Here is a 25,472-nt window from a genome sequence, read left to right as displayed (position 1 = left end):
CCGCAAGGGCGCCTCGCCAGCCTGCTGCGTCCGGATCCTACTTCACGTTCGGCGCGGGACTCTGCTGCTCGCTCTTCGCGGGCGCCGTCGAAGTGGTGAACGACCACGAAAAGCTCACGGGCTTGCCTGCGCGCGTGCCCGAGAACGTGGCGGTATAGGTCGTGCCATCCGCCAGCGTCGCGAGCGGCAGCAGGAACACCGCGTTGTTGCGGACATAGCTGTCGGCGCCCCCTGCGGAACCTGCGGCCTTTGCCGAAGGCGATACCAGGATGCGCGAAGCGACTTCCGCGCCCTTGGCGTCAATGATCGAGAACGTCGTGACCGAGAGCACTTCGCCGAGCGCCCCATTGGCGTAGACCATCAGCGGCCGGCCCGGCGCGGACAGGTCAGGCGCGGGGTTGGGAGCCTCGCCCGAGACGTTGAAGCCCGGTTGCACATTACTGTCGCCATTTCTGGGTACCGTCACGAACGTGCCAGCGTCGAACTGCTGGCCGCCGCCATAGGGCACGCCGTTGGCCAATGGATTCACGGGCACGGCGGTGAGCACGCCGAAGTCGAGCACGCAGACGCTCAGGCCCCAGGTCCCCTTCGGCATGTAGCCGATGCCGATGGATTCCTGATTGCCGACCATCGCCTGCAGATGATAGACGGTGTGGTACCACTGGTTGAAGCAGCCGACGCCGGTGGAGGCGTCATCGACTCCCGTGCCGCCGGCAGCAATCTCCGCCACCCATTCAGGGTCAGGCACACCGGCCTTGCGCGCGCGCAGCAGTGGCGTGGCTTCATAGAAGCCCGGATTGCCGCTGGTCTCGTCATGCTGCATCACGTGATTGGCGCTGAGGTAGGCGGCATGAGCCTGCGCCGCGGCATCGAGCCGCGCATCTTGCGCGAGCAATCCGACACCGAGTTGCTGGCGCATGGCATTGATCGACTGGAACAACGCAAGCTGGCCAGAACTGGATGCGTAGCTGGGGGCCGGCACGCTGGTCTGCGGCGGGAGCGAGGTGGTGACCCGCACCGTAGAGGGCGTGGCGGTGGCGCCGCCGTTGTCACCGCCACCTCCGCAGCCGGAAAGTGCCGCAGCGAGCACGGCAACGTATATCTGGTTCTTCTTCACGGGTCATCCATGCTGGGCATGTAAGAGGCCCTCGTCATGCGAGGGACGCCAGGCTGCTGCGCAGCGAGCCAGCATGGACTAACGGAAGCGCGTGCGGGAACTGAAGCGTTGGCGGAGGACGTTCATGTGGACGGCGGGCGCGAGATCCAGGCCTCGAACGTCACGGGAGAGGTGAGGCCAAGCCTGTTTGTTTCGCTAGCCCACGCGCGTGTGCCTTGGAAAACCGGATCGAAGAGGTGTTTGCATCGGAAGCTTCCGCATCCCGTGCGCCAGCACCATGCCTACGATTGAGGCACTCGCCATTACGCACTGGTGCGCTCGCGAAAGAAGCCAGCCACCCCAAAGACATAACCCAATTCAGGCACCGCTCGTGCCCATGCATTCGCGCTCGATACTTTCCATGCGAACTTTCGCTCTCCTGGTGTTGCCGACAGCCCTTGCAATGACCGGCTGTGCACAGACGCCGGCGTCGCAGTTGTCGCAGTCGCCGACAGTGCGGCTGTGCAATGGCAACACCTGTGCTGATCAGGATCGGCGCATTGCCACGTTCACGCCGGCGGGGGCGTCGGAATCCGATCGCCGCATCGAGGCGTTGGCGCAGAAGGCCGAAGGAAATCCGAATGCTGCCTATGACTTGAGCCTGCGTCTCCTGCGTGGCGATGGCGTGGAGCGCAACACCTACCAGGCGCTGGAATGGATGCGCAAGGCTGGCGACAACGGCCACGTGCAGGCGCAACTGGCGCTTGGCCGCCTCTATCTGATGGGCTTCGAGGAAATGGGTCCCGATCCGGCCGAAGCCGAGGCATGGCTGAGCCGTGCGGCCGCCAAGGGCAACAAGGAAGCGGCGGCGCTGATTCCGCAGGCCCAGGCCGCGAAGAAGGACGAACAGGCGGCGTACCAGGTGCGCGAAGCCTACCGAAAGTCCTGGTACGCGTGGTACAGCGGCTATCCGTATTACTGGGTATGGGGTCCCTCCGGCTGGTATCAGCGATAGGCGGCTGAGCGGCCAGGCGTCGGCTGTTCGCAGCCAGATTGCGCCTCACTGTTTTTTCCCAATTTCTCTCAACAGGAACACGATTTCATGTCCAAGAAGTTCTCCTTGCGCGCGGCCGCCTTGGTCGCGTCCCTGGTACTCGCCGGCTGCGCCAACCTCGGTGGCGGCTCCATCAGCACCGGTACGGCGGCGACTGCGGCAACCGGCGCCGCGGGCGGCGCCACCAGCGTGAACGCCAATCCGGCGCTGGAGCGTTGCGATACGCCGCTGGGTACGCTCGCCGTGGATGATGGCCGCGGCAAGGAGTGGTATGCGAGCTTTGGCGCCGCCACCAAGATCACGACCATCGAGCCGCTGATCCGCCTGGCGGTGCAGCAGTCGAACTGCTTCGTGATCACGTCCGTCGGCAACAACCGCACGGAAAGCAAGCTGTCGAACATCACCGACAAGCAGCGAAACTCGGGTGAATTCCGCGCCGGTTCGCGCCAGCAGAAAGGCCAGCGTGTGGCTGCCGACTACTACATGGAGCCGGCCATCATCATCGACAACGACTCCACGGGCCAGCTGGCGGCTGGCGTGGGCAGCCTGTTCGGCGGTGTTGGCGCACTCGTGGGCGGCGCCATGCAGAGCAAGGCTTCGGTCGTGACGCTGACCATGTTCGACATCCGTTCAGGTGTGCAACTTTCGATCTCGGAAGGCAACGCCACTGCTACGAACTTCGGCGCGGCAATGGGTGCGTTTGGCGGCGGTGCGGCGGGCGGCCTTGGCGGCTTCTCGCGCACGCCGGAAGGCAAGGCCACCGTGGCGGCCTTTATGGACGCCTACAACAACATGGTCGTCTCGCTGCGCAACTACAAGGCGCAGGAAGTGAAGGGCGGCCTGGGTCGCGGCGGCCAGCTCAAGGTCGGTTCGTAACGTCGATACCCATCGTCGGCACTGGCTGAAACAAAAAAGCCCACAACCTCCAGGGTTGTGGGCTTTTTCTATGGTCCGGGACCTCGGGAAGCGTCCCGAACGACTTAGACGTTGAACAGGAAGTTCATCACGTCGCCATCGTGCACCACGTATTCCTTGCCTTCGGCGCGCATCTTGCCGGCTTCCTTGGCACCATGCTCGCCCTTGAACGAGATGAAATCGTCGTACGCGATCGTCTGCGCGCGGATGAAGCCGCGTTCGAAGTCAGTGTGGATCACGCCCGCGGCCTTCGGGGCAGTGTCGCCCACATGGATGGTCCAGGCGCGCACTTCCTTCACGCCAGCGGTGAAGTATGTCTGCAGGCCGAGCAGCTTGAAGCCGGCGCGGATCACGCGGTCCAGGCCGGGCTCTTCCATGCCCAGGTCGGCCAGGAACTCAGCCTTGTCGGCGTCGTCCAGATCGGCGATCTCGGCCTCGATGGCGGCGCACACGGCAACCACCGGCGAACCGGTGGTCTTGGCGTACTCGCGTACGGCATCCAGGTGCGGGTTGTTCTCGAAACCGTCCTCACGCACGTTGGCCACGTACATGGTCGGCTTGGCGGTGATCAGGCAGAACGGGCGCAGGGCTTCCCATTCCTCCGGCGCCAGGTCCAGCGTGCGCACGGCCTTGGCCTGGTCCAGCACAGCCTGGGCCTTTTCGAGCACGGCCACCAGGCGCAGGGCTTCCTTGTCGCCGGCGCGGGCCGGCTTGATGTAGCGGGCCAGGGCCTTTTCCACGGTGGCCAGATCGGCCAGGGCCAGTTCGGTGTTGATGACTTCGATGTCCGACAACGGATCGACCTTGCCGGCCACGTGGATCACGTTGTCATCCTCGAAGCAGCGCACCACGTGGGTGATGGCGTCGGTTTCGCGGATGTTGGCCAGGAACTGGTTGCCCAGGCCTTCACCCTTCGACGCGCCAGCCACCAGACCGGCGATGTCGACGAACTCGACCGTCGCCGGCAGGATGCGCTCGGGCTTGACGATCTCGGCCAGCTTGGCCAGCCTCGGGTCCGGCACTTCCACGACACCCACGTTGGGTTCGATGGTGCAGAACGGATAGTTCTCGGCGGCGATGCCTGCCTTGGTCAGGGCGTTGAATAGCGTGGACTTGCCGACGTTGGGCAGGCCGACGATGCCGCATTTGAGGCTCATGGTAAACCTTTGAAGTCAATGGCTTACGACTGCCTGGCGCGCGGCTTGTCGCGCGGTTGGCGCCAGTCGATGACAGTCGGAAGTGAATTCGGGGAAGTGACGAGCAAGCACGGATCGCGGCGTTGGCTCACGGATCCTGCGCGTGCTTCATGCACGAAAGGGGCAATTGTAACCCTAGTAACCCTACTAGCCCTATCGGACGCCTTGATTAGAAAGGGGCTGGGACAGACGGCCGCAAATCGTCTTGACGGCAATGCCGGCTCCGTTCGGATGGGTGTGCCGGGCGGCAAGCGGCAAGACCGGTCCGTATGCGTGTCCGAACCGATCACGCGGATGGAGCCCCCGTCACGTCGCTATAATTCAGGGATGTCCGGACCTGCCGCATCGGTGTCACGCACCGTCACTTCTTCCATGTCCTCGAATTCCTCTTCCCGCTTCCAGGTCGCCGTGGTCGGCGGCGGCATTGTTGGCAAGGCCTGCGCGCTGCTGCTGGCGCAGCAGGGTATGCAGGTGGCGCTGGCGGCGCCCCGGCCCGTTGCCGAGGGGGCCCGCCGGGGGGACGATGACTGGGATGCCCGCATCTACGCGTTTTCCGCCAGTTCGCAGGCGCTGCTGGAGCGGCTGCGTGTCTGGGAGGCGCTGGACCCGGCCCGTGTGCAGCCCGTGCGCGATATGCGTGTGTTTGGCGATGAGAGCGCTGCTGAGACCGATCCCTCGCTCGATGGGGATCTGCATTTCTCGGCCTACGCCGCCGCCGTGCCGCAGCTCGCGTGGATCGTCGAATCTGGGCACGTCGAGCGTGTGCTCGACACGGCGCTGCGATTCCAGCACCAGGTGAAATGGTTCGACGACACGGCCACCGGGCTCGAGCGCGACGTCGACGGTGTGACGCTGACGCTGGCCAGCGGCGCGCAAGTTCGCGCCAATTTGCTGGTGGGGGCCGACGGCTCCCGGTCCTGGGTGCGCCAGCAATGTCATATCGGCACCACGCAGCGGCGGTATCGTCAGCTTGGCGTGGTGGCCAACTTCCAGTGCGAACTGCCGCACCAGGAAACTGCCTGGCAATGGTTCCTGGGCGCGCCGGAGAAGCTGATGGCCGACGAGGAGCCGGCCAACGGCGAAATCCTGGCGATGCTGCCGTTGCCGGGCAATCGGGTGTCGATGGTGTGGTCCGCCGATGAGGCACACGCCCACGACCTGCTCGCGTTGTCGCCCGAAGCGCTGGCCGCGACCGTGGCCCAGGTCGCCAGCGGCGCGGTGGGCGCCCGCTTTGGCGCGCTGCGCTGCATCACGCCGGCGCAGGGCTTCCCGCTGGTGTTGCAGCGCGCCGAGCAGTTCGTCCAGCCGCACGTGGCGCTGGTCGGCGATGCCGCGCACGTGGTCCATCCGCTCGCCGGGCAGGGCATGAACCTGGGTTTGCGCGATGTGGTGGAACTCGGGCGGGTGATGGCCGACAAAGAGTCGTTCCGTTCGGAAGGGGATTTGCGCCTGTTGCGCCGCTACGAGCGCGCGCGCGCTACCGATCTGCTGTCGCTGACCGCCGCCACGGACGGCCTGCACCGGTTGTTCTCGCTGCCCGGCTCGCCGGCGCGTGTGGTGCGCAATCTGGGGATGCGGGCGGTGGGCAGCCAGGGGCTGATCAAGCGGCTCCTGATCGGCCACGCGCTCGGGTGATGCAAGCCGGAAGCGGCGAATCCACAAACGAGCCACAAACGAGCCACAAACCAGCCCATTAACGATTTACCATTCACGAATAAGCCGACACACTGACCGGCGCATCGTTTTCCTGGAGTCACTATGTTCCAAATGTTCCGCCGCCGTTCCGCCCGCTTCGCCGCCATCGCGGCTCTGGCTAGCGGCGTGGGCGCCGCCGGCTATGCCCTGCACGCGCTGGCCGCGGACGAGCCGGGTACGGATCGCATCAAGGCGTCGATCCAGAAGATCCTGGGTAGCCGCGCCGAGGTCAAGAGCGTGACCAAGGCGCCGGTGCCAGGCCTGTACGAAGTCAACGTCAGCGGCCAGCTTGTCTACACCGACGCCACCGCTCGCTACATCATCAACGGCGAACTGATCGACACCAAGACCAACACGAACCTGACCGAGGAGCGTCTGGCCGAGTTGAACAAGATCAAGTGGTCGGATCTGCCGCTGTCGCGCGCCATCAAGTGGACCAAGGGTGACGGCAGCCGCACCGTGGCGGTGTTCTCGGACCCGAACTGCGGCTACTGCAAGAAGATCGAGCAGACCTTCCAGCAGATGGACAACATCACGGTCTACACCTTCCTCTATCCGGTGCTGTCGCCGGATTCCACGGTGAAGGCAAAGCAGGTGTGGTGCTCGGCCGATCGCACCAAGGTCTGGCGCGACTGGATGCTGAACCACGTGGCGCTCACGGGCAACGGATCCTGCAAGACGCCGGTGGATGAGAACCTCGAGCTTGGCCACAACCTGAACATCACGGGCACGCCAGCGGTGTTCTTCTCCGATGGCACGCGAATCCCTGGAGCCGCCGACGCGGCCACGCTGGAACGCAAGCTCGCCAGCCTGAAAAAATAAACCCGACGCCGGACCCCATCCGGCTGTATGAAGCGGCCGGTTGCTACCGGCCGCTTTGCATTTCCGCGCCCCGGATTGATTTCGAAAACGACGACGAAAACGGAGACACCATGACCTTCCAGGCCCTGTTGCTGACCCAGACCGATGGCACGACGCACGCGGAGATCGCGCGGGTCGATGAGAGCCAGTTGCCCGCCGACGGCAACGTGCTGGTCGAGGTCGACTACTCCACGATCAACTTCAAGGACGGACTGGCAATCACCGGCCGTTCGCCCGTGGTGCGCAAATGGCCGATGGTGGCCGGCATCGACGGCGCGGGCACCGTGCTGCAATCGGCCGACCCGCGCTGGAAGGCCGGCGACCGTGTGGTGCTGAACGGCTTTGGTGTCGGCGAGACGCATTGGGGCTGCCTGGCCCAGCGCGCGCGGCTCAAGGGCGAGTGGCTGGTCCGCCTGCCCGACGCGTTCACCACGCGCCAGGCCATGGCGATTGGCACGGCGGGTTATACGGCGATGCTGTCGGTGCTGGCGCTCGAGCGCGGTGGCGTGAATGGACCTGTGCGTCCCGGCGATGGCGATGTGCTCGTGACCGGCGCATCGGGCGGGGTGGGCTCGGTGGCGATAGCGGTGCTGTCGAAGCTCGGCTATCGCGTGACCGCATCGACGGGAAAGACGTCGGAGGCCGACTTCCTGCGCGCGCTGGGTGCGGCGGAGGTGATTGACCGCGCCGAACTCGGCACGCCGGGCAAGCCGCTGCAGAAGGAGCGCTGGGCAGCCGTGGTCGACTCCGTCGGCTCCTATACGCTCGTCAATGCCTGCGCCCAGGTGCGGTATGGCGGCGTGGTCACGGCATGTGGACTGGCGCAGGGCATGGATTTTCCGGCTTCGGTGGCGCCGTTCATCTTGCGTGGCGTGACGCTGGCCGGCATCGATAGCGTGATGGCGGCGATGCCGCTGCGCGAAACCGCGTGGAAGCGTCTGGCGCAGGATCTGGCGCCAGACCGGCTGCAGGCCATCACGCGCGAGATCCGGCTGGCGGAGGCCATCGACGCGGGACGCAAGATCGTCGAAGGCGGCATGCGCGGACGCGTGGTGGTCAACGTCAACGGCTGAAGGCGGCGGTTGCCGCGCACTGGCGTCCCGGGCCGGTCCGGGACGTGACGCTACAATCGTGACCATGACGCCGATCCGCTACGCCATCGCCCCGCTTCATCCGGAAGCCCACCTGTTCGCCGTCACCGTGACGGTGGATGTTCCCGATCCCGCTGGCCAGGTCTTCACGCTCCCTGCGTGGATTCCGGGCAGCTACATGATTCGCGACTTCGCCCGCAATATCGTCCGCATACGGGCCGATGCGGGCGACGTGGCGGTGCCGCTGACCAAGCTCGACAAGCAGAGCTGGCAGGCCGCGCCGCTGGCGGCGGATGCCGGGCCGCTCGTGGTCAGCTACGAGGTGTACGCGTGGGATTTGTCGGTGCGTGCCGCGCATCTCGATACCACGCATGGCTTCTTCAATGGCAGTTCGGTGTTCCTGCGTGTGGTCGGGCAGGACGATGGTCCGTGCCTGGTCGATATCCACGCGCCCGCGGGCGAAGCCTATGCCGACTGGCGCGTTGCTACGGCATTGCCCGAGGCGCGCGGCCCCGGTGGCGCGCGGCGCTACGGCTTCGGACGCTACCAGGCTGCCGACTACGATGAACTGATCGACCATCCGGTGGAGATGGGCACGTTCGCGCTGGCCAGCTTCCGCGCCTGCGGCGTGCAGCATGACGTGGTCTTTACGGGCAAGGTGCCGCAGCTTGACCTGCAGCGTGTCTGCCGCGACCTGAAGAAGATCTGCGAGGCGCAGATCAAGCTGTTCGAACCGCGCTCGGCCCGCGCGCCGATGCTCGACAGCAACCGCCGCTACGTGTTTATGACGATGGTCACGACCGACGGCTATGGCGGCCTGGAGCATCGCGCCAGCACGGCGCTGATGTGCGCGCGCAACGATCTGCCCGCGCGCGGCGACAGCGAGGCCAGCGAGGGGTATCGCACCTTCCTGGGCCTGTGCAGCCACGAGTATTTCCACACCTGGAACGTCAAGCGGATCAAGCCGGCGGCATTCGTGCCCTATCAGCTCGAGAGCGAGACCTACACGCCGCTGCTCTGGCTGTTCGAAGGCTTCACGAGCTACTACGACGATCTGGTTCTGGTTCGCACCGGGCTGGTGACCGACCAGCAGTACGTCGAGATGCTGGGCAAGACCTGGAACGGCGTGCTGCGCGGCAGCGGCCGCACCAAGCAGAGCGTGGCGGACAGCTCGTTCGATGCCTGGACCAAGTACTACCGCCAGGACGAGAACGCGCCGAACGCCATCGTCAGCTACTACACCAAGGGTTCGCTGGTGGCGCTGGCGCTGGACCTGACGATCCGCGAGAAGACGCGCGGCCGCAAGTCGCTCGACGACATCATGCGCGCGCTATGGCAGCGCTACGGGCGCGACTTCTACGCGCCGGGCGCCGCGCAGCGCGGCGTGACCGAGGCGGAGGTCTACGCGTTGTTCGATGACGTCACCGGTCTGAAGCTCGGCGCCCTGCTGCGCGCGCTGACCGAAGGCACGGGCGAGATCGGACTGGTGCCGCTGTTCCGCGCGTTCGGAGTCAAGGCGGAAGTCCAGAAACCGGACGGCACGGCCGCGCTCGGTATCAAGACCGCCAAGCAGGACGGCTGGGTGCGCGTGAGCCAGGTGCTCGACGGTGGGGCGGGGCAGAAGGCCGGGCTGTCGGCGGGCGACCTGCTGGCCGCCGTCGATGGGCTGCGCGTGGCGCCGGGTCAGCTTGAAAAGCTGCTCGGGCGCTACCGGGCAGGTGATCGCGTGGAGCTTCACGTGTTCCGGCGCGATGAACTGCAGGTGTTGCCGGTGACGCTGGCGCGCGAGCCGGCGGTGCAGTACAAGGTGTCGGTGGAAACGGGCAAGCATGTCGGGAGAGCGCGCTGGCTCGGCCAGTAACCTGCATGTCACCCTGCTGTCGTCGCCCTGGCGACGGCAGGGCTCCCCTTTGACCCGGCCGACCCGGCATTTGTAATCGCCCCCCCATGGAATACGCGCACGATCCCCGCACGTTCCTCTACTCGCACTACATCTACCGTGGCCTGCGCTCGGCCACGGGGGTCATCGGCATGACGCTGCTGGCCATGCAGTTCATGGACCTGCCCAGCGCGATGGTCGTCTCGATGGGCGCGCTGTGCACCAGCCTGATGGACCTGCCGAGCCCGCTGAACCACAAGTTCAACGAGATGCTGGCTAGCGTGCTGCTCTGCACGGCGGTGACCGTGGTGGTGGCGCTGGCCACGCCGTTTCCGCGCGTGATGCCGTTCGTGCTGGTGCTGGTCACGTTCCTGGCCGGCATGATGACGGTCTACGGCAACAAGACCATGCCGTTGCAGTTCTCGATGCTGTTCGTCATGACGCTGACGATCAACGAGGAATTCGTCGTGCGCACGGCCTTGTCCCACGCGGGACTGTTCGGCGTGGGCGCGCTGGGCTACTTGCTCTACGCGATCAGCGTGGCCTGGTTTATGGAGCGCCGCACGCGGCAGCAGATCCTGGCGGAGTCGCTCTACGAGATGGCGGCCTACCTCGACATCAAGGCGGGGTTCTACGACGCCGGCACCGACTACGACGAGCTGTTCAACCGGCTGGTGCGCCAGCAGATCGTGGTGGCCGAGCGCCAGCAGGCCGCGCGCGACATGGTGCTGCGCGGCAACAAGACACCGTTCGATGGGCTGCTGGTGCGGGTGCACCTGCGCATGCTGGAGCTCTACGAGTATCTGCTGTCGACCAATACCGACTATCCGCTGCTGCGGCAGACGTTCGGCGGCACGCCGGTGCTCGACGCGTTGCGCCGGCTTGTGCTCGGGCTCTGCAAGGACCTCGAGGAAATCGCCTACGACATCACGCGCGGGCGGCCGTCGTACAGCGCGTACGACTACGCGGCGGACCTGCGCGCGGTGGAAAACGAGATCGCCCAGCTGCGCCACCTCAATGTGTCGGCCTCGGCGATGACGGCACTGGTCGATACCTTCGACATGATTCGGGGCGCGGTCACGCTGATGGGGCAATTGCACGAGGCTTCGCGCACGCCGGTGGAGCCGGCGCAAGTGCTGCCTGGTTCTGACATGACACCGTTCCTGACGCGCCAGAAGTACGAACTGGGCGTGGTGCTCGACAGCCTGAATTGGCGCTCGCCGGCGTTCCGGTTCGCGGTGCGCATCACGCTGGCGGTGGGAACCGGGCTATTCCTGGGCGAGCATTTGCCGTACGCGTCGCACAGCTACTGGATCCTGCTGACCATCGTGGTGATCCTGAAGCCGAACTTCAGCATGACCAAGCAGCGCTACAACGATCGTCTGATCGGCACGCTGATCGGTTGCATCATCAGCGTCGGCATCCTGCACTGGATTCATGCGCCGCTAGTGCTGCTGGGTGTGCTCTATCTGGCGCTCGTGGCCAGCGCGGCGTTCTCCACGATCAAGTACCGCTACACCGCGATTGCCGCCTGTGTGCAGGTGCTGATCCAGATAAACCTGCTGATTCCGGGCAGCCAGACGGTGGTGGGCGAGCGGTTGGTCGATACCGTGATTGGCGGGATCATCGCGTCCGTGTTCAGCTTCGTGCTGCCGAGCTGGGAGTACCGCGCCATTCCGAAGCTGGTGGAAAACGTGCTTCAGGCCAACCGTCGCTATATTGCGGCTACGCGGGATCTGCTGCTGCGCAAGGCGCAGGACGACTTCGCATACCGCGTGCAGCGCAAGCAGTTCATGGATGCGCTGTCGGCGCTGATCTCGTCGTTCCAGCGCATGCTCGACGAGCCGCGCAGCCGGCAGCGCGCGGTGGATAACCTGAGCCGCTTTATCGTGCAGAACTACCTGGTGGCCGCGCATGTGGCCGCTGCCCGGATCCAGGTGCGGCAGCACTACGGCGAACTGGATGTGCCCGCAGCCGAGGCCTCGATCGAGCAGGCCACCGAGGCAGCCGTGCGGTCGTTGACGCTGGCCAGCGAGCGGCTGGCGGGCCAGGAACGGCATGGGGCGCGTGGCGCGGGATTCATCCGCACACCGACGGAGGCGGCGGTGGCCGGCGTGGGCATGGTCCATCAGAGCGCGCCGTCGTCGGCCACGGATACCACGGAGGACGATGCGAGCGAGCGCCGCGCGCGTATCGCGGACTCGGCGGACCGGCGCAAGGCCGAGGTGCTGGCGCAGGCCGCGGCGGCCGGCGAGATCGGTGCGGCCGAGCCGATTCAGCGATCGCAGGACCAGCGTGCCGAGTCCACCGCGAGTGCTTCCGGGCGTGCGGCCAATGCGGTGCTGGAGCGCCGCCTGCGTGCGCTGCGCGAGGACGCAGCGAAGATCGCGCTGCGTACCGGCGCGATCGGCCGGGCAATCCGGACGCCGTGGAAGGGGTGATCGAACGGAATCGCGACGGGTTCTCTCTCCTCTCCCATGTGGCGGGCGAGGAGAGACAGCCCGCGGCATTGACGCTGACCTAGACCTTCCCAGTCGCCCCGGCTTCCTCCACGTCGGGCAGCTTGAACACGCCACTGTTGAACGAGTAGCCGTAAACCTCGCCGTACCGGCCCCAGTCGATCGCGATCGTCAGCACGCGCTGGGCCTCATCCGGCTTCAGGAATGCCTGCATCTCGCGCAGGACGGTTTCCTCGCCAACCTCGCCGTCCTCGCTCTCTTCCAGCTCGCGCCGGATGTGAGCGGCCAGCGCAACGTGGCTCAGCAACTGCTTGCCGAACACGACCTTGCGTTCGGAGGGCTCGGTCTCGTAGTAGCTACGGCCGAGCGCCGTCGATGTGATGTCGCCGCGCTCGATGGTCGCCAGCCCCAGCAACTGCATGGCCTCGCAGGCCGGCAGCAGTTCGTCGTCGGTCAGCCCGGCTTCGTCGGCCAGGTGCGGCAGGTCGGCGCGGCCGAAGAACGGCGATTCGTGCAGCAGGTCGAGAATGGCCTCCATCTGGCTGATATCGGCTTCTGGCAGGCGGTAGCCGATCTGCTGCGCGGCAGCCATCGCAGGCACGCGCGGCCCCAGCGCGGCCGGCGAGGTCATCAGCGTGTAGACCTCGTCGATCAGCGCGCGCACCTGGGCGCTGTCGCGATTGCGTGGGCGCGCAAAGGGCACCCGCACCTCGGCGCGCACGCGCCCCGGGTCGCTCGACAGGATCACGATCCGGTCGGCCATCATCACCGCTTCCTCAATGTTGTGCGAGACGATCAGGATGCTCTTGATGTTGGCGCGGCCCGATTCCCACAGGTCGAGCATTTCATCGCGCAGCGTTTCGCCGGTCAGCACGTCGAGCGCCGAGAACGCCTCATCCATCAGCAGCAGGTCCGGCTGCGTCACCAGCGCCCGGGCTATGCCCACACGCTGCCGCATGCCGCCGGACAGTTCACGCGGCAACGCGCTGTTGAAGCCTGAGAGGCCGATCATGTCGATGGCCGCTTCGGCGCGCCGCACGCGTTCCGCCTTCGGCACGCCCTGTGCTTCCAGCCCAAGTTCCACGTTCTGCTGCACCGTCAGCCACGGGAATAGCGCGAACGACTGGAACACCATGGCGATGCCTTCGGCCGTGCCGACCAGCTTCTGGCCACGGAACCGCACCTCGCCACGGTCCGCGCCGACCAGGCCGGCCATGATCCGCAGCAGCGTCGATTTGCCGGAGCCGGACTTGCCCAGCATGGCGACGATCTCGCCTTCACGCAGCGTGAGGTTGACGCCTTCGAGCACGGCGCGATCGGTATGGTCGGCGGTGCGGAATACCTTGCCCACGCCATGCAGTTCGATGACGGATGGGGCCAGTCTGGATGGGTTGTCGTGCAGTGCCATCGTGCGAATGTCAGAGTCGGGTGCGCAACTGCGCGAGATCGTAGAGGCGGTTCCAGAGCAGCCGGTTGAAGCCGACCACGAACAGCGCCATCACGCCGATGCCGAGTGCGATGCGCGGGAAGTCGCCCCGCGCGGTCATTTCGGCGATGTAGCTGCCCAGGCCGGTGGCCACGAGCGTGCGATCGCCCCAGGTCACGTATTCCGAGACGATACTCGCATTCCAGGACCCGCCTGCGGCCGTGACCAGTCCGGTCAGCAGGCTCGGGAACACGGCGGGAATCAGGAAGCGGCGCCACATCAGCCAGCCCTTGAGCCCAAAGTTGCGCGCGGCCAGCCGCAGTTCGGTGGGAATGCCGGAAGCCCCGGCCACCACGTTGAACAGGATGTACCACTGGGTGCCGAAGATCATCAGCGGGCTGAGCCAGATCTCGGGATTGAGCCCGAACCTGACGATTGCCATCACGGCCAGCGGGAACATCAGGTTGGCCGGAAAGGCGGCCATGAACTGGGCGATCGGCTGGGCGATGCGCGCCACGGACGGGTTCAGGCCGATGCGGATGCCGATCGGCACCCAGATCAGCGCCGCCAGCGCGATCAGCACGATCACGCGCGTCATCGTCAGCACGCCAAGCCACAGCACGTGCGCGGCCTCGCCCCAGCCCACCTCGCTGTGCACGAAGTGCACTACGCGATAGAGCGCCGCCAGCGCGATGACGATGATCACCGTATCGCGCAGGCGCTCGAGCCAGGGGCTCCAGCGGGCTGGCGCGGCGGGCAGTACCACCATGTTGCGGTGGCGGGCGCTCCACGCCAGCGTGCGTCCGCCGAGGCTGGCGGTCCACTTGAGCAGTGCATGGACCCATGCGGAACGGCGCAGCAGGTCAAGCAGCCAGGACTGGGGCATGGTGTCCTGCGCCAGCGTTTCGAAGCGGAAGCGGTCGGCCCAGGCCACCAGCGGGCGGAACAGGAACTGGTCGTAGATCAGGATGCCGACCAGCATCGCCACGATGGCCCAGCCGATTGCCGGCAGGTTCTGCTGCTGGATCGCCAGCGCGATGTACGAGCCGATGCCGGGCAGGCGGATGTCGTGGCCGGATACCGAAATGGCTTCGGAAGCAACAACGAAAAACCAGCCGCCGGACATCGACATCATCATGTTCCACAGCAGGCCGGGCATGGCGTACGGCACTTCGAGCCGCCAGAAACGCTGCCAGGGCGAAAGCCGGAACATTGCCGCGGCTTCGATCAGATCGCCGGGGATGGTGCGGAACGACTGATACAGGCTGAAGGCCATGTTCCAGGCTTGCGACGTGAAGATCGCGAAGATCGCCGCGCATTCCACGCCGACCAGGCTGCCGGGGAACAGGGCGATGAAGCCGGTGACCGTGATCGACAGGAAACCGAGTACCGGGATCGACTGCAGGATGTCCAGCGCCGGCACCATCACTTTTTCGGCGGTGCGATTGCGCGACGCGATGGCCGCGAAGGCGAATGAGAACAGCAGCGACGCCGCCAGCGCCGCCAGCATCCGGATGCTGGTGCGCATCAGATAGTAGGGCAGGCTGGCGACGTCCAGCTGCACGGATAGCGCGTCGCCAGGCTGGTACGGCACGACCATCTGCTTGGCCGCAAAGGCCACGATGACGATGACCGCGAGGATGATCGGCAGCAGTGCGAAGTCGAACCGGTTTGGGGGCGCAGTCAGCAGAGGGCCGACGTAGCCGGGTGCGGGTTGGTTATCTTGCGTTGGTGGCATGGGCACGGCCCTTCGTTTCGGAACCGCCGTAGCCTCTCCATCGATCCCTCGCCCGCAAGCGGGGAGGGCGGCCAACACCGCGCAATTCCAACGCTGTCGGTTCGCGCCCCTTTCTCGCGGGCGGGAGAGGGGCTGGGGGAGAGGGCAAAGGCATCGTATGCTGATGACCTAACGCCCAAGCGGGCCAGGTAGTGTACCTAGAGACGCTATCAAAATGATTCTGGCGTTGTTGCGTGGCCTTGCCGTACTACTTGCACTGTCTGCGGCCACGCGTTTGGCCAGAGCTGTTTCGCTTCATTTTGATGGCGCCCCTCAGTATGGAAGCAAATCATGACAACCACGACGGAAACCTGGCAATTGTTCGCCCACGGCCGTGTGCAGGGTGTGGGCTATCGTGCCGCATGTGCGGACCGGGCGACATCGCTCGGTCTGGGTGGGTGGGTGCGCAACCGTGTCGACGGCAGGGTGGAGGTGCTGGCCAGCGGCCCGCGCGAGCGCCTGGAGGCGCTACGCGTGTGGATGGAGGCGGGGCCGCCCGCCGCGCAGGTGTCGAAGGTGGAAGTGGCTCAGGCGGCGCCGCAGCTGTTCGATCAATTCGACTGGCTGCCCACGGCCTGAGTGATCGCTTGAGCGGCGGCCTCCTGCTTGTCGGCCCGGTCGGCCCGGTCGGTCAGGTCGGTCAGGTCGGTCAGGTCGGTCAGGTCGCCTGCCAGTCGATACCGCCACGGCCGTGGCGTTCGAGCCAGTCGTTGGCCTGACGGAAATGGCCGCAGCCCAGGAAACCCCGGTGCGCTGACAGCGGTGACGGATGCGGCGCTTCCAGCACGCAATGCGTCTGGTCTTCGAGCAAGGCGCGCTTGGCCTGCGCGTGGCTGCCCCAGAGCAGGAACACCAGGTTCGGCCGCGATGCCGCCAGTGCGTGGATCACGCAGTCGGTCACAGCTTCCCAGCCGCGCTTCGCATGACTGGCGGCCTGTCCCTGCTCGACTGTCAGTACCGTATTCAGCAGCAGCACGCCCTGACGTGCCCAGCCTTCCAGATTGCCCGACGCACGCGTCGGCGCCACGCCGTATTCCGCGCCGATTTCCTTGAAAATGTTGCGCAGGCTCGGTGGCACCTTGACGCCCTCGGGCACGGAGAAGGCCAGCCCGTGTGCCTGCGGGATCTCCAGCCCATCCACGACGCCAGTGCCGTGGTACGGGTCCTGGCCAAGGATCACGACCTTGACCGCGTCCGGCGGCGTCAGGTGCAGGGCATGGAATACCGCGTGTGGAAACACCGGCTTGCCCGCCGCGCGTTCTTCGTCGACGAACGCGCACAGCGACGACCATTCGGCCTTGCCCACGCATGGCGCGAGCAAGGTTCGCCAGGCGGCGGGCAGGGCATCGGCCTGCTCCTGCAGGCTGACGGTCTGGGGTGTGGCGCTGGAAGTTTCCGGCGTGTCGGGCGCAAACAGGTCGGCTTGCATCAGGATGGGGTGGTGAGACGGTAGCCGCGCGCGGCCTTGCTGAGGTCCGAAGGGGTCAACGGGGCGATGTGGGCGAGGCGCAGGGCGAATGCGCGCAATGCGGCTTCGACATGGCGTTCGTCAGCCCCATCGCGCGGCAGCCATTCCAGTTCGAGTTCCTGGATGCGCTCGGTCCGCGACGTGCCGGGGGCGCTGATCGCACCGGTGTCGAGCGCGGCCTCGATGCGCTCGCCATCCTGTTCGACAATCCAGGTGCGGCGGGCGAAGTCGGTCCGGAATACCGGAGCGAGCCGGTCTGCCAGCGGCGTCAGCACGGCGCGGGCATCGTCGGGGAAGCACGACAAGTCGATGGCCTCGCCCGCGACTGGCGTTTCCCATTCGTGGCGGGCAGCCAGGCCGGCGGCGCTGTGGCCGGCGGTCTTCAGCGTTTGCAGCCACTGCTCGCCCTTCCTGCGCAGGCGCAGCGCCGCGCGGGCTTGCGCCAGATCCCGGGTGGGGGTGTCGAGGTAGACGTTCAGCAACGTCAACTCGCCACGTGGCTGCCCGTTGGCGTCGAGCCAGGCCGCCACCGCGGCAAGCGCGGCGTCGGGCACGGCCAGTTTCAGTTCGATCTCGATGCCCATGTGGGAATCACGAGAACAGGCGGGCCAGTTCCACGCCCGGCTCCGGCGCGCGCATGAACGCTTCGCCGACCAGGAAGGCATGGACGTCGGCGTCGCGCATCCGCTTGACGTCGTCGGGCCCGAGGATGCCCGATTCGGTTACCACGAGCCGGTCAGCCGGCATGCGCGGCAGCAGGTCCAGCGTGTTGTCCAGCGAGACCTCGAAGGTGCGCAGGTTGCGGTTGTTCACGCCCAGCAGCGGCGTCTTCAGTCGCAGCGCGCTATCGAGTTCCTCGCCGCCGTGGACTTCCACGAGCACATCCATGCCGAGTTCGTGCGCGCACGCTTCCAGCTCGGCCATCAGGCCGTGGTCGAGCGCGGAGACGATCAGCAGGATGCAGTCGGCGCCCCAGGTGCGGGCTTCGTAGACCTGGTACATATCGACCATGAAGTCCTTGCGCAGCGCCGGCAGCGGGCAGGCGCCACGCGCGCGCTTCAGGTACTCGGCATGACCCTGGAAGAAATTCACGTCGGTCAGCACGGACAGGCAGGCCGCGCCATGGGCGGCGTAGCTTTCGGCGATGGCCTCCGGCACGAAGTTTTCGCGCAGCACGCCCTTCGACGGCGAGGCCTTCTTGACCTCGGCGATCACGCCGGCGTTGCCGGCCGCGATCTTGTCGCGCAGTGCGCGCTCGAAGCCGCGCGGGGCCATGCCGGTTTCGTGGCGCAGGCTCTCGGCCTCGGCGCGCAGGCTCGGCAGGTCGCGCTTCTTGCGCGCGGCTGCCACCTCATCGGCCTTCACGGCCAGGATCTTTTCCAGGATGTCGGACTTGGCTGACATGGGGGCTCACTTGAATTGCTGGGTGGCGCGCACGAACTGGTCGAGCTTCTCGCGAGCGGCGCCACTGGCGATGGCTTCGCGCGCGCGGCGGATACCATCCTCGATCGAACTGGCCACATTGGCCGCGTAGAGCGCGGTGCCGGCGTTCAGCGACACGATTTCGCGCGGGGTGCCGGGCACATCGCCCAGCGCTTCCAGCAGCATTTCCTTCGACTCGACGGCGTCTGCCACCTTCAGCCCGCGGTTCGAGATCATCGACAGGCCGAAGTCTTCAGGATGGATCTCGTACTCGCGCACTTCGCCGTCCTTGAGTTCGCCCACCAGCGTTGCCGCGCCGAGCGATACCTCGTCCATGCCGTCCTTGCCATAGACCACGATCGCATGTTGCGCGCCCAGGCGCTGCATCACGCGCACCTGGATGCCGACCAGGTCCGGATGGAACACGCCCATCAGGATGTTCGGCGCATCGGCGGGATTGGTCAGGGGGCCGAGAATGTTGAAGATGGTGCGCACGCCCATTTCCTTGCGGATCGGCGCCACGTTCTTCATGGCCGGATGATGGGTCGGGGCGAACATGAAGCCGATGCCGGTCTGCTCGATGCACTGGCCTACCTGCTCCGGCGTCAGCATGATGTTCACGCCCAGCGCCTCGAGCACGTCGGCGCTGCCGGACTTCGACGACACGCCACGGTTGCCATGCTTGGCGATCTTCGCGCCAGCGGCAGCGGCGACGAACATCGACGCGGTGGAAATGTTGAACGTGTGCGAACCGTCGCCGCCGGTGCCGACGATATCCACGAAGTTCTCGCGGTCCTTGACGATCACGTGATTGGCGAACTCGCGCATCACCTGTGCCGCTGCGGAGATCTCGCCGATCGTCTCCTTCTTGACGCGCAGGCCGGTCAGGATGGCGGCGGCCATCACGGGGGACATCTGCCCCTGCATGATCTGCCGCATCAGGTGCAGCATTTCGTCGTGAAAGATCTCGCGGTGCTCGATGCAGCGCGTCAGTGCTTCCTGCGGCGTGATGGACATGGCGGATTCTTGGGCAGAGTGTGCGGCGAAAGCGGAAAAATCGGTGCGCCTCATCGTGGCGCCTTGATGAAGTTGGCCAGCAGCGCATGGCCGTGTTCGGACAGGATCGATTCCGGATGGAACTGCACACCCTCGACGGCCAGCGTCTTGTGGCGCACACCCATGATCTCGCCGTCCGGCGTCCAGGCGGTGACAGCCAGGCAATCGGGCAGCGTTTCGCGCTCGATGGCCAGCGAATGATAGCGCGTCACGTCGAAGTGTTTGGGCAGCCCGGCGAAGACGCCTTCCTGCGTGGTCTCGATCGTGCTGACCTTGCCGTGCATCACCTGCTTGGCGCGGATCACCTTGCCGCCGAACGCCTCGCCGATGGCCTGGTGGCCCAGGCACACGCCCAGCAGCGGAATCTTGCCCGCGAAGTGTTGCAGCACGGGCACCGAGATGCCGGCCTCGTGCGGGCTGCACGGCCCCGGCGACACGCAGATGTGGTCGGGCTTGAGCGCTTCGATTTCCTCGATCGTGATCTCGTCGTTGCGGAAGGTCCGCACGTCGGCGCCTAGTTCGCCGAAATACTGCACCAGGTTGTAGGTGAACGAGTCGTAGTTGTCGATCATCAGCAGCATGTTCGTTTCTCCTGTTCCTGGGCTCAGAGGTCGGCGTCCAGACCGTCCTGGACCTGTTCGGCGGCGCGGATCACGGCGCGTGCCTTCGCTTCGGTTTCCCTCCATTCGGCTTCGGGGTCCGAATCCGCCACGATGCCGGCCGCGGCCTGCACATAGAGATTGCCGTCCTTGATCACGCCGGTGCGGATGGCAATGGCCAGATCCATCTCGCCACCGAACGACAGGTAGCCCACGGCGCCGCCGTAGATGCCGCGCTTGCGCGGTTCCAGTTCATCGATGATTTCCATCGCGCGGACCTTCGGCGCGCCGGACAGTGTGCCGGCCGGGAACGTGGCGCGCAGCACGTCGAGGTTGCTGATGCCGTCGCGCAGCGTGCCTTCCACGGAACTGACAATGTGCTGCACGTGCGAGTACTTCTCGATCACCATCTTGTCGGTGACCTTGACCGAACCCGTTTCCGCGATGCGGCCGATGTCGTTACGGGCCAGGTCGATCAGCATCACGTGCTCGGCGATCTCCTTCGGATCGTTGAGCAGTTCCGTGGCCAGTTGGGCATCGCGCTCGGGGGTGCTGCCGCGTGGGCGGGTGCCGGCCAGCGGGCGGATCGTGACGATGCGGGCATTCTGCGTGTCGCCGTTGGCCTGGGTGCCGCCGACCTTGCGGGTCTCCTGACGCACCAGGATTTCAGGCGAGGCGCCCACCACCTGGAAATCGCCGAAGTTGTAGAAGTACATGTACGGCGACGGATTCAGCGAGCGCAGCGCGCGGTAGAGCGACAGCGGCGAGTCCCGATACGGCTTCATCAGGCGCTGGCCCACCTGCACCTGCATCATGTCGCCGGCCATGATGTATTCCTTGGCCTTGTGCACGGCGGCCAGGTAGTCGGGCTTGGCGAATTCGCGATAGACCTCGGTCAGCACGGAGGGGCTCGTCACCGGCACATCCACGGGCTGGCGCAGCTTCATGCGCAGTTCGCGCAGGCGCTGGCGGGCGCGGGAATAGGCTTCCGGCGTGGTCGGGTCGGCGTAGACGATCAGGTAGAGCTTGCCGGACAGGTTGTCGATGACCGCCAGTTCCTCGCACAGCAGCAACTGGATATCGGGCAGGCCGAGGTCGTCCGGCATCTGGGTGTCGGCCAGCTTCTTTTCGATATAGCGGACCGCGTCGTAGCCGAAGTAGCCGGCCAGACCGCCGCAGAAGCGCGGCAATCCGGGGCGCAGCGCCACCTTGAAGCGGCTTTCGAACTCGGCGATGAAATCGAGCGGGTTGCCTTCGTGTGTCTCCACGACCTTGCCGTCGGTGACCACTTCGGCACGGTGCCCGTAGGCGCGCAGCAGTGTGCGGGCATGCAGGCCGATGAACGAGTAGCGGCCGAAACGCTCGCCCCCGACCACCGATTCCAGCAGGAATGTGTTCACGCCACGCGTTTGCGACTGGGCCAGCTTCAGGTACAGCGACAGCGGGGTTTCCAGGTCGGCCAGCGCCTCGGCGATGATGGGAATGCGGTTGTATCCCTGGTCGGCCAGCGATTTGAATTCCAGTTCGGTCATGTCGATCCTCTTCTTGCGGCGCCCGCCACGATGGTCGGGTTCAGGCGGCGCCGCGTGTGTCGTCGGCAGGGGGAGGGCTGGAGAAGTTGCGGCAACCCGCCCCGGGAGCGGACCGTGTAGCACACGCGTTTGACGCACGCGCGCACACGGCCGAAGGCGTGGCGTGCGGCGCGTTCATGAGCTAACCGTAGCACACAGGCATCTGGGCTACGGCGCTGGCGGAAGGATCTGCCGGAGATGTCGGTCGACAGTGGATCTGGACCGGGCCGGCGGAGCTTGGGGGGGTGACTGCGGCGGACTTAAGAAGTCCCGGTGTATCCCCGCAAGCCCGTCAGGAAACTCGCGAACGCACTTTACGCCTGTTCAAAGGCGCGCCAGCGACGCCAGGGCCAAGCCTGCCGATCACTGCCAAGAAAGTTGCGTTTGCGGTTGAGGAACATTGAATGGTGTTCAGCCGGGTTTAGCGGTGTGTTGCCCGATGTGCGGCAAGAAGCGCAGCCACGCGGGCAATGTCGGGGACTATACCATCGGCGTCGACGTCTTGTACAGGATTGCCATGGTTGTAGCCATATGGCATCAAGAGCACTCCCATGCCCGCCGCACGAGCCGCCCGCGCATCATTTTCGGAGTCGCCGATGGCCAGCACGGCCTCCGGATCGACCCGGAATGCCTCGGCCACCTTGAGCAGTGGATACGGATCGGGTTTGCGCAGGGCGAACGCGTCGCCGCCGTAGACCAGATCGAAATACTGGGCCAGGCCGGTACGGGCCAGCAGCGGCTCGGTGAAGTTCCACGGCTTGTTGGTCACGCAGGCCATGCGCAGGCCCATCGCCTTGAGCGCCGTCAGGCCCTCGCGGACATTCGGGTAGACGTTCGAAAACTGGCCGTTGATCCGCACGTACTCGCGGTCGTACAGCGCGTAGGCATCAGCGAACAGCCCGTTCGCGTGCAGCGGCGAGAAACGCGCGTCCAGCACGCGGCGGATCAGGTTCTCCGACCCCTTGCCGACGAAGCTGACAATGTCCTCCTGGGACATCGGCTCGACCGGGCCCAGGTTGGGATGCTTGTGCGCCAGGGCCAGCAGCATCGCGTTGACGGCGGCGTGAAAATCGCCAGCGGTGTCGACCATGGTGCCATCGAGGTCGACGATCACCGCCCGGATGGCGTGCCAGTCCGTGCGGCGCAGTATTTCGAGACTCATGCGCGTGACTTCCCTGCCTGATTACTTGCCAACCGTGGCCAATTCGGCCCGCAGCGCGCCGATGACGCCCTTGTAGCCGCCGTCGGCGTCCGGCTTGCCGAATACGGCGGAGCCCGCCACGAACGTATCCGCGCCAGCCGCGGCGATCTCGGCGATGTTGTCCACCTTCACGCCACCGTCCACCTCCAGCAGGATCTGGCGGCCCGTGCGCGCGGTGTACGCGTCGATGCGCTGGCGCACGGCGCGCAGCTTGTTCAGCGTCTCGGGAATGAAAGACTGGCCGCCGAAGCCCGGGTTCACGGACATCAGCAGGATCACGTCCAGGCGGTCCATCACGTGGTCCAGGTAGTGCAGCGACGTGGCCGGGTTGAACACCAGGCCGGCCTGGCAGCCGTTGTCGCGGATCAGCGCGAGCGAGCGGTCGATATGGTCGCTGGCCTCGGGGTGGAATGTGATGATGTTGGCGCCGGCGCGGGCAAAGTCCGGGATGATGCGATCCACCGGACGTACCATCAGGTGCACGTCGATCGGGGCGGTGACGTGCGGGCGGATCGCCTCGCAGACCAGCGGCCCCACGGTCAGGTTGGGCACGTAGTGGTTGTCCATCACATCGAAATGGATCCAGTCCGCGCCGGCTTCGGTGACGCGGCGCACTTCCTCGCCCAGGCGGGCAAAGTCGGCGGACAGGATGGACGGGGCAATGCGGAAGGTGGGGCTGCTCATGATATTCGGGCGGGCTGAAGGCGGAATGGGCGGTATTTTACGCCGGTCGGGCCCCCGGAGTCGGGACGGACGCCTGGCCGGGCCGCTTGCCCCTGCCATGGCCTTGCCGCACAATGCGCAACACCCGGCCGCCGCGCGGCCTGCCGACCCTTCTTACCACGTCGATACATGAGCGAGTACGCATTTTCCGTGGCCGTGCGCACGCAGTACATGCCGGACCAATCGGACCCAGACCGTGGACGCTACGCGTTCGCCTACACCATCACGATCCACAACACCGGCGAAGTCGCCGCGCAGCTGATCTCGCGCCACTGGATCATCACTGACAGCGACAACTCGACGCAGGAAGTCTCTGGCCTGGGCGTGGTCGGCCATCAGCCACTGCTCAAGCCGGGCGAGCACTTCGAGTATTCGAGCTGGGCGACGATCTCCACCCCGGTGGGATCGATGAAGGGCGATTATTTCTGCGTGGCCGAGGACGGCCACCGTTTCGAGGTGCCGATTCCCGAATTCGCGCTGGTGCTGCCTCGAATGCTGCACTGAACCGCCGCGCGGCGGGAACTAGGCCTCGGGCGGCGTGTCTGCATCCGTCGAGGTCTGCTTGGCGCGGGACGGATGGTCCTCCGGCGCGCGCGTGGGGCGCGGATTCTTCTTGGCGGTGCTCATCGTCCAGACCACGATGAAGATCAGCAACAGCAGCGCCACGCCGGCTTCGGCGGCAAGTAGCAGGGTAGGGTGGTTTTCGAAGAACTGGCTCATCGCGAAGGGGTCAGTCGACGGATCGGGTTGAGATTGTAGGACATGCGCGGGGTTGTGGACTGTCTGACCGCCGGCCGTGTCCGCGAAGAATGGACAAGATGGCAAATCAGTATTCCCTGCGCGCGCCCCGCGCGTCGTCGAGCAACACTTCCTGGCGCGGCTGGCTTGCCCTGACGGGCGCTGCCGCGCTACTGGCCGGCTGCATGAGCGGTCCGCCCCCGCGTATCGAAGGTCCGGGCGGCGTCCCGGGCGGGAAGGCACCTGCGACCTCCTCCGCGGCAGGCCGGTTGCAACCGGCAAGCTGGACGGAAATCGGTGGCTGGAGTCAGGACGACGTGCGTGCCGCCTGGCCCGCGCTGCTGGCGAGCTGCCAGGCGCTGAAAAAGCGCGCCGACTGGAACCGCGTCTGCGCCGTTGGCCTGATGGTGGATGCCGGCGATCTCGTGGCGATGCGCACGTACTTCGAAACCAACTTCCTGCCATACCGCGTGGTCAACGTCGATGGGACGGACAACGGGTTGATTACCGGGTACTACGAGCCGATCCTGCACGGCTCCCGCACGCGTCAGGGTGCGTATCAGATCCCGCTTTATCGCCGGCCGCCGCAACTCGGCAAGGGCATGTTGCCGCCGCGCGCCGAGCTGTTGCAGAACCCCGCGATGCGTGGCAGCGAACTGGCCTGGGTGGATGATCCGGTCGAAGCCGCGTTCCTGCAGATCCAGGGCTCCGGCCGCATCCGCATGGCCGATGGCACGATGATGCGTGTCGGCTACGGCGGTACCAATGACCAGCCGTTCCGTTCATTCGGCAAATGGCTGCTCGACCGTGGCGAGATCACGCCGGCGCAGGCCACGATGCAGGGCATCAAGGCATGGGCGCGCGCCAACCCGGGACGCGTGGACGAAATGCTCAACGTCAATCCGCGCTTTGTGTTCTTCCGCGAATTGCCGCCGACCAACGAAGGACCGGTGGGCGCGCTGGGCGTGCCGCTTACGGCGGAACGCTCGATAGCAGTTGATCCCGCAACCATCCCGCTTGGCGTGCCGGTTTTCCTGTCGACCACACGGCCACTTTCCTCCGAGCCGATTCAACGTCTGATGTTCGCGCAGGACACGGGCTCCGCCATCAAGGGTGGCGTGCGCGCGGACTTCTTCTGGGGCGCAGGCGACGCCGCCGGCGAGACCGCCGGCCGCATGAAGCAGGGCGGCAGGATGTGGGTCCTGATGCCGCGCAGCTGACGTCATGTTACCGGCGGGCTACATA

The 25,472-nt window shown here is 66.0% G+C and carries 23 protein-coding genes; 10 read left to right on the top strand and 13 right to left on the bottom strand.

Annotated features, from left to right (window positions below; genetic code table 11):
* Positions 1–37 precede the first annotated feature (37 nt).
* Positions 38–1,117, bottom strand: a complete 1,080-nt coding sequence (locus B2246_RS17015) for a CAP domain-containing protein (protein WP_035881125.1) — start codon at positions 1,115–1,117, stop codon at positions 38–40.
* A 442-nt stretch (positions 1,118–1,559) separates the two neighbouring features.
* On the opposite strand from B2246_RS17015, the gene B2246_RS17010 reads away from it, so the two are divergent.
* Positions 1,560–2,111 carry a tetratricopeptide repeat protein gene (locus B2246_RS17010; RefSeq protein WP_152564838.1) on the top strand — a complete coding sequence of 184 codons (552 nt, stop codon included), beginning with the start codon at positions 1,560–1,562 and terminating at the stop codon, positions 2,109–2,111.
* Positions 2,112–2,198: 87 nt separating this feature from the next.
* On the top strand, positions 2,199–3,026 hold the full coding sequence (locus B2246_RS17005; protein WP_035881128.1) for a hypothetical protein: 828 nt from the start codon (positions 2,199–2,201) through the stop codon (positions 3,024–3,026).
* 104 nt (positions 3,027–3,130) lie between these two features.
* Here the strand turns inward: B2246_RS17005 and ychF are convergent, their stop codons facing one another.
* On the bottom strand, positions 3,131–4,222 hold the full coding sequence (gene ychF / locus B2246_RS17000; RefSeq protein WP_035881129.1) for a redox-regulated ATPase YchF: 1,092 nt from the start codon (positions 4,220–4,222) through the stop codon (positions 3,131–3,133).
* 270 nt (positions 4,223–4,492) lie between these two features.
* Between ychF and B2246_RS16995 the strand changes: the two genes are divergently transcribed.
* The 5 genes from B2246_RS16995 (at position 4,493) to B2246_RS16975 (ending at position 12,228) form a co-directional block, all read left to right on the top strand.
* Entirely contained in the window at positions 4,493–5,896 is a 1,404-nt protein-coding gene (locus tag B2246_RS16995) for a UbiH/UbiF family hydroxylase (protein WP_080709628.1), read from the top strand.
* 123 nt (positions 5,897–6,019) lie between these two features.
* The gene (locus tag B2246_RS16990) at positions 6,020–6,778 is read left to right on the top strand and encodes a DsbC family protein (RefSeq protein WP_008648688.1); all 759 of its coding nucleotides are present in this window, start codon (positions 6,020–6,022) and stop codon (positions 6,776–6,778) included.
* A gap of 110 nt (positions 6,779–6,888) precedes the next feature.
* Positions 6,889–7,890, top strand: coding sequence for an MDR family oxidoreductase (locus B2246_RS16985; protein WP_008648694.1), 1,002 nt, complete (start codon positions 6,889–6,891; stop codon positions 7,888–7,890).
* 64 nt (positions 7,891–7,954) lie between these two features.
* Positions 7,955–9,769, top strand: a complete 1,815-nt coding sequence (locus B2246_RS16980; RefSeq protein ID WP_008648697.1) for a M61 family metallopeptidase — start codon at positions 7,955–7,957, stop codon at positions 9,767–9,769.
* Positions 9,770–9,855: 86 nt separating this feature from the next.
* A complete protein-coding gene (locus B2246_RS16975; RefSeq protein WP_035881130.1) occupies positions 9,856–12,228 on the top strand; it encodes an FUSC family protein in 2,373 nt (790 codons plus the stop codon).
* A 79-nt stretch (positions 12,229–12,307) separates the two neighbouring features.
* On the opposite strand, the gene B2246_RS16970 is transcribed toward B2246_RS16975, so the two are convergent.
* Complete coding sequence (locus tag B2246_RS16970; protein WP_035881131.1) at positions 12,308–13,654, bottom strand: nitrate/sulfonate/bicarbonate ABC transporter ATP-binding protein; 1,347 nt, start codon at positions 13,652–13,654, stop codon at positions 12,308–12,310.
* Positions 13,655–13,664: 10 nt separating this feature from the next.
* Positions 13,665–15,410, bottom strand: coding sequence for an ABC transporter permease (locus tag B2246_RS16965; RefSeq protein ID WP_008647147.1), 1,746 nt, complete (start codon positions 15,408–15,410; stop codon positions 13,665–13,667).
* 330 nt (positions 15,411–15,740) lie between these two features.
* Between B2246_RS16965 and B2246_RS16960 the strand changes: the two genes are divergently transcribed.
* The gene (locus B2246_RS16960; RefSeq protein ID WP_008647148.1) at positions 15,741–16,028 is read left to right on the top strand and encodes an acylphosphatase; all 288 of its coding nucleotides are present in this window, start codon (positions 15,741–15,743) and stop codon (positions 16,026–16,028) included.
* A gap of 79 nt (positions 16,029–16,107) precedes the next feature.
* On the opposite strand, the gene B2246_RS16955 is transcribed toward B2246_RS16960, so the two are convergent.
* The 8 genes from B2246_RS16955 to rpe all read right to left on the bottom strand — a co-directional run bounded on the left by B2246_RS16955 (position 16,108) and on the right by rpe (position 23,450).
* Positions 16,108–16,878 carry a uracil-DNA glycosylase gene (locus B2246_RS16955; protein WP_035881132.1) on the bottom strand — a complete coding sequence of 257 codons (771 nt, stop codon included), beginning with the start codon at positions 16,876–16,878 and terminating at the stop codon, positions 16,108–16,110.
* Entirely contained in the window at positions 16,878–17,501 is a 624-nt protein-coding gene (locus B2246_RS16950; RefSeq protein ID WP_011517663.1) for a CYTH domain-containing protein, read from the bottom strand. Before B2246_RS16950 ends, B2246_RS16955 begins: the two co-directional genes overlap by 1 nt.
* A 7-nt stretch (positions 17,502–17,508) precedes the next feature.
* On the bottom strand, positions 17,509–18,321 hold the full coding sequence (gene trpC, locus B2246_RS16945) for an indole-3-glycerol phosphate synthase TrpC (RefSeq protein WP_011517662.1): 813 nt from the start codon (positions 18,319–18,321) through the stop codon (positions 17,509–17,511).
* A 6-nt stretch (positions 18,322–18,327) separates the two neighbouring features.
* Positions 18,328–19,356, bottom strand: a complete 1,029-nt coding sequence (gene trpD, locus B2246_RS16940; RefSeq protein ID WP_008647589.1) for an anthranilate phosphoribosyltransferase — start codon at positions 19,354–19,356, stop codon at positions 18,328–18,330.
* A 50-nt stretch (positions 19,357–19,406) separates the two neighbouring features.
* A complete protein-coding gene (locus tag B2246_RS16935; RefSeq protein WP_008647587.1) occupies positions 19,407–19,976 on the bottom strand; it encodes an aminodeoxychorismate/anthranilate synthase component II in 570 nt (189 codons plus the stop codon).
* A 23-nt stretch (positions 19,977–19,999) separates the two neighbouring features.
* A complete protein-coding gene (gene trpE / locus B2246_RS16930) occupies positions 20,000–21,526 on the bottom strand; it encodes an anthranilate synthase component I (protein WP_035881133.1) in 1,527 nt (508 codons plus the stop codon).
* A gap of 460 nt (positions 21,527–21,986) precedes the next feature.
* The gene (gene gph / locus B2246_RS16925; RefSeq protein WP_008647585.1) at positions 21,987–22,727 is read right to left on the bottom strand and encodes a phosphoglycolate phosphatase; all 741 of its coding nucleotides are present in this window, start codon (positions 22,725–22,727) and stop codon (positions 21,987–21,989) included.
* A gap of 21 nt (positions 22,728–22,748) precedes the next feature.
* Complete coding sequence (gene rpe, locus B2246_RS16920; RefSeq protein ID WP_008647584.1) at positions 22,749–23,450, bottom strand: ribulose-phosphate 3-epimerase; 702 nt, start codon at positions 23,448–23,450, stop codon at positions 22,749–22,751.
* A gap of 168 nt (positions 23,451–23,618) precedes the next feature.
* Between rpe and apaG the strand changes: the two genes are divergently transcribed.
* On the top strand, positions 23,619–23,993 hold the full coding sequence (gene apaG, locus B2246_RS16915) for a Co2+/Mg2+ efflux protein ApaG (protein WP_008647582.1): 375 nt from the start codon (positions 23,619–23,621) through the stop codon (positions 23,991–23,993).
* Positions 23,994–24,011: 18 nt separating this feature from the next.
* Here apaG and B2246_RS16910 read toward each other — a convergent pair whose 3' ends face one another.
* A complete protein-coding gene (locus B2246_RS16910; RefSeq protein ID WP_008647581.1) occupies positions 24,012–24,209 on the bottom strand; it encodes a hypothetical protein in 198 nt (65 codons plus the stop codon).
* A 98-nt stretch (positions 24,210–24,307) separates the two neighbouring features.
* On the opposite strand from B2246_RS16910, the gene B2246_RS16905 reads away from it, so the two are divergent.
* Positions 24,308–25,447, top strand: coding sequence for a murein transglycosylase A (locus B2246_RS16905; protein WP_200876266.1), 1,140 nt, complete (start codon positions 24,308–24,310; stop codon positions 25,445–25,447).
* The last annotated feature ends 25 nt before the right edge of the window (positions 25,448–25,472 follow it).

It is taken from the genome of Cupriavidus sp. UBA2010 (assembly GCF_002335265.1).
Classification (GTDB): Bacteria; Pseudomonadota; Gammaproteobacteria; order Burkholderiales; family Burkholderiaceae; genus Cupriavidus; species Cupriavidus metallidurans.
This window is presented reverse-complemented; position numbering and strand designations above follow the sequence as displayed.